Origin of the sequence: Algibacter mikhailovii (genome assembly GCF_014651495.1) — a bacterium.
In the GTDB taxonomy this organism is placed as follows: Bacteria; Bacteroidota; Bacteroidia; order Flavobacteriales; family Flavobacteriaceae; genus Algibacter_E; species Algibacter_E mikhailovii.
In genome coordinates this window covers 548,783-562,415 of the sequence record NZ_BMWZ01000001.1, presented here as the reverse complement: position 1 = coordinate 562,415, position 13,633 = coordinate 548,783, and the positions used below count along the sequence as shown (strand labels likewise).

At 32.6% G+C, this 13,633-nt stretch carries 14 protein-coding genes; 9 read left to right on the top strand and 5 right to left on the bottom strand.

The genetic code is table 11. The features are described 5' to 3' along the window. The first annotated feature begins 72 nt into the window (after positions 1 to 72). Positions 73 to 768 carry a (d)CMP kinase gene (gene cmk, locus IE051_RS02465; RefSeq protein ID WP_189359153.1) on the top strand — a complete coding sequence of 232 codons (696 nt, stop codon included), beginning with the start codon at positions 73 to 75 and terminating at the stop codon, positions 766 to 768. A gap of 201 nt (positions 769 to 969) precedes the next feature. Here the strand turns inward: cmk and IE051_RS02460 are convergent, their stop codons facing one another. Next, positions 970 to 1,911: a T9SS type A sorting domain-containing protein gene (locus tag IE051_RS02460; protein ID WP_189359151.1), complete on the bottom strand. Its 942-nt coding sequence runs from the start codon at positions 1,909 to 1,911 to the stop codon at positions 970 to 972. Between the two features lie 344 nt (positions 1,912 to 2,255). Then, positions 2,256 to 2,636 (bottom strand): LysM peptidoglycan-binding domain-containing protein, encoded by a 381-nt coding sequence (locus tag IE051_RS02455; protein WP_189359148.1) that lies wholly within the window; start codon positions 2,634 to 2,636, stop codon positions 2,256 to 2,258. Between the two features lie 340 nt (positions 2,637 to 2,976). Between IE051_RS02455 and rpsA the strand changes: the two genes are divergently transcribed. The 6 genes from rpsA to IE051_RS02425 all read left to right on the top strand — a co-directional run bounded on the left by rpsA (position 2,977) and on the right by IE051_RS02425 (position 8,264). Next, a complete protein-coding gene (rpsA, locus tag IE051_RS02450; RefSeq protein WP_189359146.1) occupies positions 2,977 to 4,809 on the top strand; it encodes a 30S ribosomal protein S1 in 1,833 nt (610 codons plus the stop codon). A 258-nt stretch (positions 4,810 to 5,067) separates the two neighbouring features. Beyond that, positions 5,068 to 5,607: a bifunctional pyr operon transcriptional regulator/uracil phosphoribosyltransferase PyrR gene (gene pyrR, locus IE051_RS02445; protein WP_189359144.1), complete on the top strand. Its 540-nt coding sequence runs from the start codon at positions 5,068 to 5,070 to the stop codon at positions 5,605 to 5,607. 9 nt (positions 5,608 to 5,616) lie between these two features. After that, positions 5,617 to 6,546, top strand: a complete 930-nt coding sequence (locus IE051_RS02440) for an aspartate carbamoyltransferase catalytic subunit (RefSeq protein WP_189359142.1) — start codon at positions 5,617 to 5,619, stop codon at positions 6,544 to 6,546. 4 nt (positions 6,547 to 6,550) lie between these two features. After that, positions 6,551 to 6,883, top strand: a complete 333-nt coding sequence (locus tag IE051_RS02435; RefSeq protein WP_189359140.1) for a ribonuclease Z — start codon at positions 6,551 to 6,553, stop codon at positions 6,881 to 6,883. A 1-nt stretch (position 6,884) separates the two neighbouring features. Next, on the top strand, positions 6,885 to 7,355 hold the full coding sequence (locus IE051_RS02430) for a DUF3291 domain-containing protein (protein WP_189359138.1): 471 nt from the start codon (positions 6,885 to 6,887) through the stop codon (positions 7,353 to 7,355). A gap of 3 nt (positions 7,356 to 7,358) precedes the next feature. After that, a complete protein-coding gene (locus IE051_RS02425) occupies positions 7,359 to 8,264 on the top strand; it encodes a ribonuclease Z (protein WP_189359136.1) in 906 nt (301 codons plus the stop codon). Between the two features lie 22 nt (positions 8,265 to 8,286). On the opposite strand, the gene IE051_RS02420 is transcribed toward IE051_RS02425, so the two are convergent. Beyond that, a complete protein-coding gene (locus IE051_RS02420) occupies positions 8,287 to 8,712 on the bottom strand; it encodes a hypothetical protein (RefSeq protein WP_189359134.1) in 426 nt (141 codons plus the stop codon). 92 nt (positions 8,713 to 8,804) lie between these two features. Between IE051_RS02420 and pdxH the strand changes: the two genes are divergently transcribed. Both pdxH and IE051_RS02410 read left to right on the top strand, forming a co-directional pair. After that, positions 8,805 to 9,452 (top strand): pyridoxamine 5'-phosphate oxidase, encoded by a 648-nt coding sequence (gene pdxH / locus IE051_RS02415; protein ID WP_189359132.1) that lies wholly within the window; start codon positions 8,805 to 8,807, stop codon positions 9,450 to 9,452. 159 nt (positions 9,453 to 9,611) lie between these two features. Then, the gene (locus tag IE051_RS02410) at positions 9,612 to 10,109 is read left to right on the top strand and encodes a CAP domain-containing protein (protein WP_189359130.1); all 498 of its coding nucleotides are present in this window, start codon (positions 9,612 to 9,614) and stop codon (positions 10,107 to 10,109) included. A 660-nt stretch (positions 10,110 to 10,769) separates the two neighbouring features. Here the strand turns inward: IE051_RS02410 and IE051_RS02405 are convergent. Beyond that, positions 10,770 to 12,689 (bottom strand): OmpA family protein, encoded by a 1,920-nt coding sequence (locus tag IE051_RS02405; RefSeq protein WP_229796699.1) that lies wholly within the window; start codon positions 12,687 to 12,689, stop codon positions 10,770 to 10,772. 12 nt (positions 12,690 to 12,701) lie between these two features. Next, on the bottom strand, positions 12,702 to 13,628 hold the full coding sequence (locus IE051_RS02400; RefSeq protein WP_189359128.1) for a PorP/SprF family type IX secretion system membrane protein: 927 nt from the start codon (positions 13,626 to 13,628) through the stop codon (positions 12,702 to 12,704). Between the last annotated feature and the right edge of the window lie 5 nt (positions 13,629 to 13,633).

The window sequence follows — 13,633 nt, the reverse complement described above, 5'->3', positions numbered from 1 at the left end:
ATTTGAACATATAAAGCACATAAATTTGTAACCAGTATACTTTAATAAAAACGAAATTGCTATTTTAGAATCATGAACAAAATTACTATAGCCATTGACGGCTTTTCATCTACAGGAAAAAGCACAATTGCGAAACAACTGGCAAAACATTTAGTTTATGTCTATGTTGATACTGGTGCTATGTATCGATCTGTCGCTTTATATGCCTTACAGAATGGATTTATAAGTGCTGATCATTTTAATCAGGAGGCCCTTATATTGCAGCTACCAAAAATCGAGCTGAGTTTTAAATTTAATGGAGATTTGGGATACGCAGAGGTGTATTTAAATGGTATTAATGTTGAAAAGAAAATTAGAACGCTTGAAGTTTCTAGTTTTGTAAGTCAAATAGCTACGGTTTCTGAAGTACGCAAAAAATTGGTAGAACAGCAGCAGAAAATGGGCGAAGATAAGGGGGTTGTTATGGATGGGAGAGATATAGGAACTATCGTTTTTCCGAATGCGGAGTTGAAACTTTTTATGGTAGCTTCTGCTGAAACTAGAGCAGAGCGTCGGTATAAGGAACTTATCACTAGAGGTGATGAGGTAAAATATGAGGCAGTTTTAAAAAATGTCACAGATCGTGATTATCTGGATACAACTAGAAAAGATTCACCTTTAATAAAAGCTATTGATGCTATTGAAATTGATAATTCGCTCTTATCGATAGAGCAGCAGTTTGATAAAGTTCTGGAATTGGCAAAAAAGGCAATTAAAAGTTCTAATTAAAGTTTAGAGCTCTTTAGGCTGCTTAAAAGCGAATAAAAAGAAGTCTTTTCAATTTCAGTCGTGCCAGATGACTAGTATAAACGTAAAAAAAACCTCCAAGAATCTTGATTCTTGGAGGTTTAATATTTATGACGGTTTCAATCTGTATTTATATTTGGAAAAGTCAAATTAATAAAAACAGAAGTTCACCTGCTTTATTAATTATTTAAGAATTAATTTTGAGCGGTATTTTTTATTATCTGCACTTATTTCTAGAATGTACAATCCAGCAGCCATAGAAGTGCTATTCCACTTTTGAATGTAACTACCGGCAGCCTTTTCTTCATTTAATATTGTTTTTACAAATTTACCATTTACATCGTAAATGTCCATTTTTACCCTTGCACTTTCCTTAAGGCTAAAACTTACATTTACCATTTCAGCAGAAGGATTAGGATATATGTTTATTAAACCTGAAGTACTAAAACTGTCTGATGACAAACTAGTTTCCGTTTTTGTCATTTCTATAGATCCTAAATAGTAAAAATTATAATCAATGCCGTCTTGAGTAGAGTCGTTGTTAGGTCCTTTCTCCGCTTGAAAAGTTATTTCACCAATATCAGAAGGTTTAACATTAAAAATAGCAGCTACATTAGTTTCGTTATTAGAAGCGTCTAACAAAGCAGTTTGAGCACCGCCGTCTCCTGTTATGGTGTATAATGTTTCTCTATTGTCGCCCAGCTCATTCATTCTAGATGCAAAAATTTTAAACGAATAAAGCTCATTTACATCTAAACCTGTAAAGGTAAAACCTCCTGTTGGTTCAAGACTAGGCGTGTTATTTGTAAACTCCCTACTTTCTCCAAAGAAACTATCCCTGGTGGCTTTGGCTCCAAATGGTAATGCAGCATCTGGGGTTGTAGTTCCGAAACCATTTATCTCATCGTCAAAGGGGTCTGTCAGTATAATGATTTCACCGGTACTTTCGCCTTCGCTATTTATTAAAAACGTACTGGTATTTAAAGTAGCACTATCAGTTACATTATTCCAGTTTCCTCCAGAAATTTGTCCGAGTAGTCCAAAATCAATCAGAGTTATTTCTTGTGCAGAGCATAAAGAATTAAATGTTGCTAAGAACATTATTAAAAGTGTAATTTTTTTCATAGTATTAAAGTTTTTGTTAATTAAATTATTAAAGCAGCAAAAAACAAATTGATTCTATAGTACAACAGACCTAGTTCAATACTGGTTAAGCCCTGTGTTTTCTATTGTCTGCTAGTATTCTCAAAATCAATAAGTTTTATTTCTTGGGCTATAGATATAGACTCCATTGTAAATAACATAACTAGTAGCAAAGTGATTTTTTCATAATAAAAGAAATTTAAGAGTGTGTAAATTTATGGGGTATTATTTACAAATTTAAATTAATTTTTTGTAAACGTACACTTTTGTTTAAAGATTTAAATATTATGGCAATATAATTTGGACAACCTCTAACCTTTAAAATTCTATAAATTTGGAATAATTAATTCTTGATCTGGGTGAATCAAATCCGGGTTCTTTAAAATATCAGAATTCGCCTTAAAAATATCCTGATACTTTGCAGGGTTGCCAAAATATTTTTTTGCTATTCCACCTAATGTTTCACCACTTTTAACAATATGTCTGGCATAAACACTGTCGTCTGCAACTGAAATATTGGCCATAATATCAGATGGGTTTTCCCCGCCAATTTCCTTGATTTTATCCCATAGTATATTTTTTTCATAGGGGTTTTTAGCAGTTCCTATTACTTTAAGAACACCATTTTCCTCTGTAACATTACCATTTTGAATGTTTAATGCTTCACCTAATTCTAATACAGCTTGATATTTTGCTTTTGTAGTCATATTAATGTGTTTGTTTTTATAAAATTTAATACTAACAATATAATGAATTTTCTTATTTGAATGAACATATTCATATAATTATACTGTTAATTCAAGTGGGGTAAGTATGCTATAGGGTTATAATTATTTTATTTTCTCATTTTTAGGTAATTAAGTAGATAATATGTATTTTTGCACTCCTTTTAGCGAATCGTCAGGCAGATAAAGGAAGTGAAATATAAAACAAGATAACTCTTCTATGTGTTAATCGCTTAAATCTCCTGAGGCATATAGAATACAAAACATAATGTTAAGACATTTAAACCAAAGGTAAATTGTCAGCATTATAATTTAATATTAAATGGCGGAAAACGCAAAACAAGCTGAGGTTGAAGCAACTGATGCTCCAGCAGTAGAAGCTCCAGTAGTATCTGAAGCAAAAGCAAACCCTGAAAAATTCTTAAAAGAATTCAACTGGCACAATTATCAAGAAGGAATTGATGAAGTTGATGATTTACAATTGAAGGAATTTGAAAAATTAGTGGCAGAAAATTTCGTTGACACTTTAGATGATGAAGTTGTTGAAGGTACTGTTGTTCATATGACAGATCGTGATGCAATTATTGACATCAACGCTAAATCTGAAGGTGTTATTTCATTAAACGAATTTCGTTACAATCCTAACTTAGCAGTTGGTGATAAAGTAGAAGTTTTAATTGACGTACGTGAAGATGCTACAGGTCAATTAGTGTTGTCGCACAGAAAAGCACGTGTTATTAAAGCGTGGGATCGTGTTAATAAAGCACATGAAACAGGAGAAATCGTGAATGGTTTTGTTAAATGCAGAACTAAAGGTGGTATGATTGTAGATGTCTTCGGAATTGAAGCGTTCTTACCAGGTTCTCAAATTGATGTAAAACCAATTAGAGATTACGATCAGTACGTAAACAAAACTATGGAATTCAAAGTTGTTAAAATCAACCACGAATTTAAAAACGTAGTAGTTTCTCACAAAGCACTTATTGAAGCTGATATTGAAGAACAAAAGAAAGAAATTATTGGTCAATTAGAAAAAGGTCAAGTGTTAGAAGGTATTGTTAAGAATATTACTTCTTACGGTGTATTTATCGATCTTGGCGGTGTCGACGGATTAGTGCATATTACTGATTTATCTTGGTCTAGAATCAATCATCCAAATGAGATTGTTGAATTAGATCAAAAATTAAATGTTGTAATTCTTGATTTCGATGAAAACAAATCTAGAATTCAGTTAGGTCTTAAACAATTATCTAAGCATCCTTGGGAAGCACTTGCTGAAGAAGTAAAAGTAGGAGATAAAGTAAAAGGAAAAGTTGTAGTAATTGCTGATTACGGTGCTTTTATTGAAGTAGCTGATGGTGTTGAAGGATTAATTCACGTTTCTGAAATGTCTTGGTCTACGCATTTACGTTCTGCTCAAGATTTTGTTTCTGTTGGAGATGAAGTTGATGCTGTAATTTTAACTTTAGATAGAGAAGATCGTAAAATGTCTCTAGGAATTAAGCAATTAACGCCAGATCCATGGACAGATATTACAAGTAAATACCCAGTAGGTTCTAAGCATTCAGGTATTGTGCGTAACTTCACAAACTTTGGTGTTTTTGTTGAGCTAGAAGAAGGTATTGATGGTTTAATTTATATTTCAGATTTATCTTGGACTAAGAAAATCAAACATCCATCTGAGTTTTGTGCTGTAGGTGATAAGTTAGATGTAGTAGTGTTAGAATTGGATGTTGAAGGGCGTAAATTGAGTTTAGGTCATAAACAAACTACTGTTAATCCTTGGGATAAGTATGAAACTGACTTTGCTTTAGGAACAACCCATACTGCAGCTATTTCTGAAATAGTAGATAAAGGTGCTACTGTTGAGTTTAATGAGGATATTGTTGCATTTGTACCTTCTCGTCACTTAGAGAAAGAAGACGGAAGCAAACTTAAGAAAGGTGAATCAGCAGAGTTTAAAATTATTGAATTCAATAAAGAATTTAAACGTGTTGTAGCTTCTCATACAGCTATCTTCAAAGAAGAAGAAATTAAGAATGTAAAAGCAGCAGTTAAGAAGCAAGCTTCTCAAGCTGCCGAAGCTAAACCTACTTTAGGTGATGCTAATGATGCTTTACAAGCTCTTAAAGATAAAATGGATGGAAAAAAATAATTTTCTAAAACATTTATAAAACTAAAAAGCCTTCAATTTATTGGAGGCTTTTTTATTCCTATTCCCTAAGTAGTATTGGTATTTTGTATTACAAGAGGATTAATAAAAGTTATTGAAACCCAATAGAAATTTCAATATGAGGTTTTGGTATAAGTTATGGCTTTGGTCACCATTGCATTCAAATAAAGAATATATTTATTGGTTTTTACTTCTAATATTTTGCATTACCTTTGTTCTCCAAACATGTTTGGATAGTATATGAGTCAAAAAGTTTTACTTAACGCAAAAGAGGTAAACATCATTCTTCATCGATTGGCTTGTCAACTAATTGAAAAGCACAACGATTTTTCTTCCACGGTATTAATTGGTTTACAGCCAAGAGGCGTTTTCTTAGCTGATAGATTAGCCCAAATACTTAGAGAAGATTATAAGGTAAAAAATATAGAATTAGGACATTTAGATATTACTTTCTTTAGAGATGATTTTAGAAGAAGTGAGAAGCCTCTTGAAGCTAATACCACTAAAATCAATTTTATTGTTGAAGATAAGAATATTGTTTTCATTGATGATGTTTTGTATACCGGGCGAAGTATTCGAGCCGCATTAACAGCTATACAATCCTTTGGAAGGCCTAATGAAATTGAGCTATTAACTTTAATTGATAGGCGTTTTAGTAGACATTTGCCCATTCAGCCTGATTATAGAGGACGTCAAGTAGATGTAATAAATAATGAAAAAGTTAAAGTGAACTGGAAGGAACATGATAGTGAGGATTCGGTTTACTTAATTGAAAAATAAACTATTATAATGAGCGAATTAAGTGTAAATCACTTATTAGGAATTAAGTATCTTAATAAAAAAGATATCCAACTTATTTTTGAAACAGCTGATCACTTTAAAGAAGTGATTAATAGACCCATTAAAAAAGTACCTTCGCTTAGAGATATTACCATAGCTAACTTGTTTTTTGAAAATTCAACAAGAACTAAGTTGTCTTTTGAACTTGCAGAAAAGCGTTTGTCAGCAGATGTTATTAACTTTTCTTCGGCACAATCTTCTGTTAAAAAAGGAGAAACTTTAATTGATACAGTAAACAATATTTTATCTATGAAAGTAGATATGGTTGTGATGCGTCATCCTAATCCAGGGGCTGGAGTTTTTTTATCTAAGCACGTAAATGCAAGTATCGTAAATGCCGGCGACGGGGCGCATGAACATCCTACGCAGGCCTTATTAGATTCGTATTCAATAAGAGAAAAGTTAGGAGGAGTTGGCGGAAAAAAAGTGTTGATTGTAGGCGATATTTTACATAGTAGAGTGGCTCTCTCTAATATTTTTGCACTTCAACTGCAGGGCGCAGAGGTGATGCTTTGTGGACCAAAAACATTAATCCCAAAGTATGTAGATAAGATTGGAGTAAAGGTTGAGACAAACTTAGTTAAGGCATTGAATTGGTGTGATGTAGCAAACATGCTTCGTGTGCAGAATGAACGTATGGATATAAGTTATTTTCCATCTACTAGAGAATACACACAACAGTATGGCGTTAATAGAGAATTATTAGATTCTTTGGATAAAGAGATTACCATTATGCATCCAGGACCTATAAATAGAGGTGTAGAAATTACTAGCGACGTAGCCGATTCAAAACAGTCTATCATTCTTGATCAAGTCCAAAATGGGGTGGCCGTAAGAATGGCTGTGATATATTTGCTTGCTTCTAAAATAAAACAATAATCTTATGATCTTAGACCAAAAAGGGAATACATCTATTATCACTCAGGAAACAGTTACAGTGATAGAATTAGTAAAAAAAATTCAAGCTTTATACCCAAAATTTAAAAACAATAATATTATTGTTGCGCTTAATGCTATAGATAATTTTGGAAGAGAGGATATTGTAGAGTTTTTGCAATTGTCAAAAAACCATAGAAATGCCAAGCATTCTTTCGTTATTGTTTCAAATAAAATTGATTTAGCTGTTGTTCCAGATGAAATCATTGTGGCGCCGACACTTCAAGAAGGGTTTGATATTGTTGAAATGGAAGATATGGAACGTGATTTAGGCTTTTAGTATGAGTGACCTACATCTTGCTCAAGTTAATATTGCCAGGAGATTAGCGCCACTTGACGATCCTATTATGCAAGATTTTTTAAATAATGTTGAGCGTATTAATGCTATTGCAGATTCTAGTGAAGGGTTTAAATGGCGTATGCAAGATGAAGAAAAAGAAGAAGGTAGCATTATTTTTCAAGATGATTCATTAGTGATAAATATATCCGTTTGGGAGAATTTAGAAGCACTTTATGAGTATACCTATAAATCAGGGCATATAGATGTATTTAAACGTAAAAAGGAATGGTTTTCTAAATTGAAAATGGTCCATATGGCTTTTTGGTATGTTAAACAAGGCTACCAACCAACATTTAAGGATGCTAAACAACGCTTAGATTATATGAATATTAACGGTGACACCCCTTATGCATTTTCTTTTCGAAGTAAATTTACACCTGAAGATAGTATAAACTATAAACAGTCCATATAAACTATGAACTTAACTATTTTAGGCTGTTATAGCGCGACTCCAAGAACTCTTAATAATACCACATCCCAAGTATTAGAGATAAATAATCATATGTTCTTAATTGATTGTGGTGAAGGAACTCAGGTGCAGTTGAGAAAACATAAGATAAAGTTTAATAGAATTAAGCACATCTTTATATCTCATTTGCATGGAGACCATTTCTTTGGTTTAGTTGGTTTAATTTCAACTTTTAGATTACTAACAAGAGAGGCTGATTTACACGTTTATGGACCAAAAGGGATAAAGGAGGTTGTAATTCTTCAAATGAAACTTGCTGATTCTTGGACAAATTATAACCTGTATTTTCATGAATTGACTTCAAACGATTCTGAATTGATATTTGAGGATGAAAAAGTGGAAGTGTATACCATTCCATTAAATCATCGTGTGTATACCAATGGATTTTTGTTTAAGGAAAAAACAGGTCTTAGGAAGTTGGATGTATATGCTGCTGAAAAGGCGGAAATTAATCAAGCATACTTCAGAAAATTAACGCAAGGATTTGATGTTGTAAATGAAAAAGGCGTTTTGATAAGCAATGAATTGGTAACTAAAGCAGCAGCAAAGTCAAAAAGTTATGCCTTTTGCAGTGACACCATGTATAAAGAAGATATTATACCATTAATACAAAATACAGATGTGTTATACCATGAATCTACGTTTTTAGAACAGCACAGTCACTTAGCGAAAAAAACAAAACATGCTACTGCTAAAGAAGCAGCAAGTATAGCTAAACAAGCAAATATTGGTACACTTTTATTGGGGCACTATTCTACACGATACAATGATATCGGTAAGTTTAAAGATGAAGCTAAAGAGCTATTTGATAATGTTGAATTAGCTGAAGACGGAAAATCCTTTAAATTTTAATTAAATACTTACATTTAGTTTGTTATTTATCTTTTTCTAAAGATAAAACCCACTCTATAGCCTCTTCTAATGATTGGGTAGGGTAGATTTTCACAGCTTTGCTAAAACGTTGTTCTAGAGAAGCATTCATAAACATCATTTTATTATAATACACTATAGCACTTCCTAGCATATTTCCAAAACCTCGCATTCGGCTTTCAACTTTAGCCCAGTCATGTGGATTAATAGAATAAGAATTAATTCTATTTGTAATATAGCCTAGAGAAATTCCTTCCGTATAGAAATTAGATATTTCAAAAAGTATAGATTCAATTTTGCTCCAGTTAAAATGGACGCCAGCATTTAATTCTGCAACAATAAATTTCTCACAAAAATAGAAATTACCAAATGGCTTTTCTACTTTATGAAAATCATAGGTCTTACTGAGTGGAGAACTTTCAAATTTCATTAATATTATTATAATTTAGAATGATACAAATTTACATTGTTTTGTTTGAGCTTTTTTAATTAAAATAATAATTTATTGTTATTTTGTATCATATGGAGAAAGATTTAAGCAATTACAGAAAAATATATAAAAAAGGGGAGTTGCTCCTAAAGCAAATTCCTGAGAATCCCATGGAGTTATTTCAAAAATGGTTTTATGAAGTTGATAAGTATTTTGCAGCCAATGAGACTAACGCTATGACTATATCTACATTGGGACTAGATGGTTATCCTAAAAGTAGGGTGGTGTTATTGAAAAAATATACGTTTGAAGGTTTTATTTTTTATACGAATTACAATAGTGAGAAAGGCAAGGCTATTTCAGCAAACCCAAATGTTTGTTTGTCTTTTTTCTGGCATGGCGCAGAGCGTCAAATTATTATTAAAGGTAAGGCTGAGAAAATAGCAGAGAATTTAAGTGACGGCTATTTTGAATCTAGACCTAGAGGTAGTCAATTGGGAGCCATAGTTTCAAATCAAAGTGACATTGTTGAAAATAGAGCGTTTCTGGAGTCAAAACTTTTGGAGTTGGAAAAGGAATATGAAGGAAAGGAAATAGAACGGCCAAAATATTGGGGCGGATATATAGTAAAGCCTGTTGAAATTGAATTTTGGCAAGGAAGACCTAATCGCTTGCATGACCGTGTTCGTTATCAACTTCAGGAAGATTTTAACTGGAAGATTAGTCGTTTAGCACCATAATTTTTATGTAGGATATGGATTGTTAAATATAATAAATAATCGGTTAAAAACATTAAATATCGACAAAACGCATGTTTTTGGTCGATTTTAACATTTCATTAACAGTTATTTTAGGTTGAGGGGTTAATTTTATAATCCCAAATCTAAAATAACAATCCTATGAAGCTGTTTTTCCAATGGCCCTTTATTGCTTTATTAACTGTTATGACATTGCTTTCATGTAGTACAGATAGTTTAGATGATAATGCCAATAGTCTAGAACTTAATTTAGTAGAAACCGAAGCGAAAGCTATTGAAATTGAAATTCTGGGACTTATTAATGATTATAGGCTTTCTCTAGATTTGGACCCTTTGAAAGAAATGAGTGTTATTAAATCTGTTGCAAATAGCCATACCTACTATATGATTGATAATGATGTTGTTTCCCATGATAACTTTTTTGCTAGAAGTAACTATTTAAAATCTAATATTGGCGCCAAGACAGTATCTGAAAATGTGGCCTACGGCTTTGGGACAGCTCAGGGTGTTGTTAATGCATGGATTAAAAGTGAAAATCACAAAGCTAACCTTGAGGGTGACTATACTAATTTTGATATATCCGCTGAAAAAAGCATCGAAGGTAGGTGGTATTTTACCAACATATTTATAAAAAAATAACTGATTATAGATAGCACCAAAATCTACTTAATAAATAGTGCTGGCAGTTTATAATATTCTAAAGACTTCTTTAGTTCATCTCCTTAGGAGTGTTAATCTTTTTTTATCATCTTTATAAATATATTGATTACTGGGTTTTCAGTGCATCTTGAATAAAACATATAGAGTTGGGTGTATTGACTATAGTTGATTATACAGAAATAATAATATTCCATAAAGTTATTTCAGATTTCTGATAATTAATAGAATACATTTATTTATATGTAATAAGCTATGCAAAACACTTCAATTTTTGGTTGTTTCAGTCTATTAAGCTTAGATTTTACTGATTTACATTTATAAACTACAGGAGATCTATACAACTATTCAATGGTCTTAGACTCCTATATTGAAACCTATAAATTACTATTTCAATCTTTTTTATTCTAAACATTAAACACTTCTTTATTAAAAGTCTCTTTTACAATCAATTGGAATATAGTCTATTAACTCCGTTTATTATTGCTAATCTCAAAGGTGAATTCGATTTTACAGATATATAGGGAAAGGGGTGAGAAAGAATGCTTAATGAATTTCCTAGCTAGACTAAACGTAAAAACCACCAAAATCAATTATTCTGGTGGTTTCTCAGTAAATTATATTCTTAATTCTTTAACTGTATTATTCCATTTGTACAACAATAAACTGTGTACGTCTGTTTAATTGATGATCTGCTTCTTCACAAGTAGATCCATCCTCACAACCGTTCGTTAGCCTACGTTCACCAAAACCTTTGTGTTCGGTAATTCTAGTTGGATCAATGCCTTTTGAAGTTAAATATTCATAGGTGGCATTAGCGCGGTCAATGGATAATTTATCATTGTAGGTTAATTTACCTCTAGAGTCTGTATGAGATTCAATTCGAATAACCATTTCTGGGTAATCATTTTGCATTAAACTTACAATTTTATCTAATTCTAAAGCCGCATCTTTTCTAATATTATGCTTGTCAAAATCAAAGTATATAGTATTCAATTCTGCAAGTTTAACAACATTAGGTTTAGGGTTTAGTAGGAGGTTAGCTGTTATAGAAGTAAGCTCTGTCTGTATGTTTTTTGACGTAAACATTCTATAATCATCAATGTATTTATCTTGACTTGCAACAATTTTATAGTCTTGATGTCTATCTATATTTATTTGATAAAACCCATTTTCATCAGTTTCCATATAGGCAATTTGATTGTCCTCATCATCAAATAATGTGATTTTAGCATTAGCAATAGGCTTGGTGTTAATGGCATCACTAACAACACCTTCAACAGTAAGTAATGGCTCTCTATGGAACGCGTAAATATCATCACTGCCTTTACCCCCTTTTCTATTAGAAGCAAAATAGCCAGTAATCCCATCAGGATTCATGGTGAATGCAAAATCGTCGTTATTAGAGTTCACAGGAACGCCTAGATTTATTACATCTACTATGGTTTGCTCATCTTCACCTTTAATGGTGGCAAAAATGTCTAAGAGCCCCAGTCCAGTATGTCCATCAGAGGAAAAGAAGAGTACACCTTCATTATTAATGAATGGAAATCCTTCAGCACTTTCGGTATTAACAATATTACCAATATTTTCTAAACCTGTCAATGACCCGTCTGGCTCAATATTGACTGACCAAATATCCGAACCGCCATAGCCGCCTGGTCTATCTGAAGTAAAATACAACTTAGTATCGTCATTGTTTAAGGCTGCATGTTGGGTTGAGAAATCATCACCGTTTATGGATAAATCTTCAATGTTGGTCCATTCCCCATCAATTAATGTGGCTCTATAGATTTTCATATTTGTTAATCCTTGGCCATCCTTAACTTCCATACCGTCCGTGAAGTTGTTTCTCGAAAAATACATGGTTTGACCATTTTTAGTAACTGTTGCTGGGCCATCATGAAATACTGAATTAACATCACCTTTTACCTTGTTGGAATGGTCAACATTTTCTTCTGTATCAACATCGGCTGTATAGATATCTAAAAAGGGTTGCTCATTCCATCCATATACCCGCTTGACTCCAACACCTTCATCTCTAGCCGAGGCAAAATACACCTTGCCGTCATGTTCAAAGGCTCCAAAATCGCTAAATTTTGAATTGAAAGGAACTTTTTCTAAAAAGTATTGTTGTTTGGCTCCAAAAACACTAGAAATAAAATTGACGTCTTTGGAGAAGTCATTAGCATGAACTACACCTCCTGAATCTTTATAGCGCTGTAACCAAATTTCAGATTCTTTGTATTTTTTTATTCCTCTAAGAGATTGTGCATACTTGTAGTAATATTCTATTGGAATATTTTCTTGTTTTACAGCACTTTTATAATATCGAGATGCTTTTTCAGAGTTTCTTAAATAGGCATAACAATCCGCTAATTTTCTAGTAGCATAGTCTTTATTGTAATTTTTTGCAATAAGGTCTTTATATACATCAGCAGCTTTAACAAATGAAAATTTATTAAATAATGTGTCCGCACGTTTTTGTTTTCCCTGTTGAGAATACCCAGAAAAACTTAGTATCAATGCAAAACAAACTAGTATGTGGATTTTATATTTCATAGAAAACAGGTATTAGAAATATCTAGGAGATTTCAGTTTAGAATTCACAAATTTGAATTCGTACATTAATAATATTTCATGAGTGCCAGAACTATATCTAGCAATGTCGGAGATAGGTTTTTCATAAGCGTAGCCAATCCGTAATTGTTTTGAGATTTGAAAATCGGCAATTCCTCCAATGGCAGCGGTTTCTTCATTAATTCTATATGAAGCTCCTAGCCAAAATTTTTCATTATATAAAAAATTAGCAGTTATATCAAAGGACAATGGAGCTCCATTGGTCGCTTTAATTAAGTAAGCAGGCTTAAATTTAAAGCTTGGACTAAGGTCAAAAACGGCACCACCAGTAAAGTAATAGCTAATACGCTCAAGGGCTTCAAATCCATTTTCTTGGGCTATGTTAGTATTTAACAATCTTGGGGCTGAAAGCCCAAGGTACCATCTATTAGTGCTCCAATAGGCGCCTACACCAATGTTGGGAGACCATCGATTTTCCGTTCCGTTAAAAAACGGATCCTCAGTAATTGAAGGATCATTAATAAAAGCTTGATCAAAACTATACTGTGTAAATCCGGCTTTTACACCAAAGGCGAGCTTACCATCAGCCCCTGTTGGAATTGAATACGAAAAGTCTGAATACAAATATGAAAAATTTTGTGGACCTAAATCGTCATTTATAAATGATAAGCCTAAGCCTATTCGGTCATTTCTAAGAGGTGTATGTATAGAAAGTGTCTGTGTTATTGGTCCACCTTCAAAGCCAACCCACTGACTTCGGTGTAGTCCAACAATACTTAAAGCTTCTCTACTACCTGCATATGCAGGATTTATAGAGATTGTATTGTACATGTATTGCGTAAATTGGGGTAATTGTTGTGCAATTCCAACCGTACAGCTCAACAACGCAATAATTAATATTTGATGTTTTATAAGTTTCATAGGTT

Bases quoted from the DNA above. Each gene is read 5' to 3' on its own strand.
- cmk (WP_189359153.1), top strand. From the start codon at position 73: ATGAACAAAATTACTATAGCCATTGACGGCTTTTCATCTACAGGAAAA.
- IE051_RS02460 (WP_189359151.1), bottom strand. From the start codon at position 1,911: ATGAAAAAAATTACACTTTTAATAATGTTCTTAGCAACATTTAATTCT.
- IE051_RS02455 (WP_189359148.1), bottom strand. From the start codon at position 2,636: ATGACTACAAAAGCAAAATATCAAGCTGTATTAGAATTAGGTGAAGCA.
- rpsA (WP_189359146.1), top strand. From the start codon at position 2,977: ATGGCGGAAAACGCAAAACAAGCTGAGGTTGAAGCAACTGATGCTCCA.
- pyrR (WP_189359144.1), top strand. From the start codon at position 5,068: ATGAGTCAAAAAGTTTTACTTAACGCAAAAGAGGTAAACATCATTCTT.
- IE051_RS02440 (WP_189359142.1), top strand. From the start codon at position 5,617: ATGAGCGAATTAAGTGTAAATCACTTATTAGGAATTAAGTATCTTAAT.
- IE051_RS02435 (WP_189359140.1), top strand. From the start codon at position 6,551: ATGATCTTAGACCAAAAAGGGAATACATCTATTATCACTCAGGAAACA.
- IE051_RS02430 (WP_189359138.1), top strand. From the start codon at position 6,885: ATGAGTGACCTACATCTTGCTCAAGTTAATATTGCCAGGAGATTAGCG.
- IE051_RS02425 (WP_189359136.1), top strand. From the start codon at position 7,359: ATGAACTTAACTATTTTAGGCTGTTATAGCGCGACTCCAAGAACTCTT.
- IE051_RS02420 (WP_189359134.1), bottom strand. From the start codon at position 8,712: ATGAAATTTGAAAGTTCTCCACTCAGTAAGACCTATGATTTTCATAAA.
- pdxH (WP_189359132.1), top strand. From the start codon at position 8,805: ATGGAGAAAGATTTAAGCAATTACAGAAAAATATATAAAAAAGGGGAG.
- IE051_RS02410 (WP_189359130.1), top strand. From the start codon at position 9,612: ATGAAGCTGTTTTTCCAATGGCCCTTTATTGCTTTATTAACTGTTATG.
- IE051_RS02405 (WP_229796699.1), bottom strand. From the start codon at position 12,689: ATGAAATATAAAATCCACATACTAGTTTGTTTTGCATTGATACTAAGT.
- IE051_RS02400 (WP_189359128.1), bottom strand. From the start codon at position 13,628: ATGAAACTTATAAAACATCAAATATTAATTATTGCGTTGTTGAGCTGT.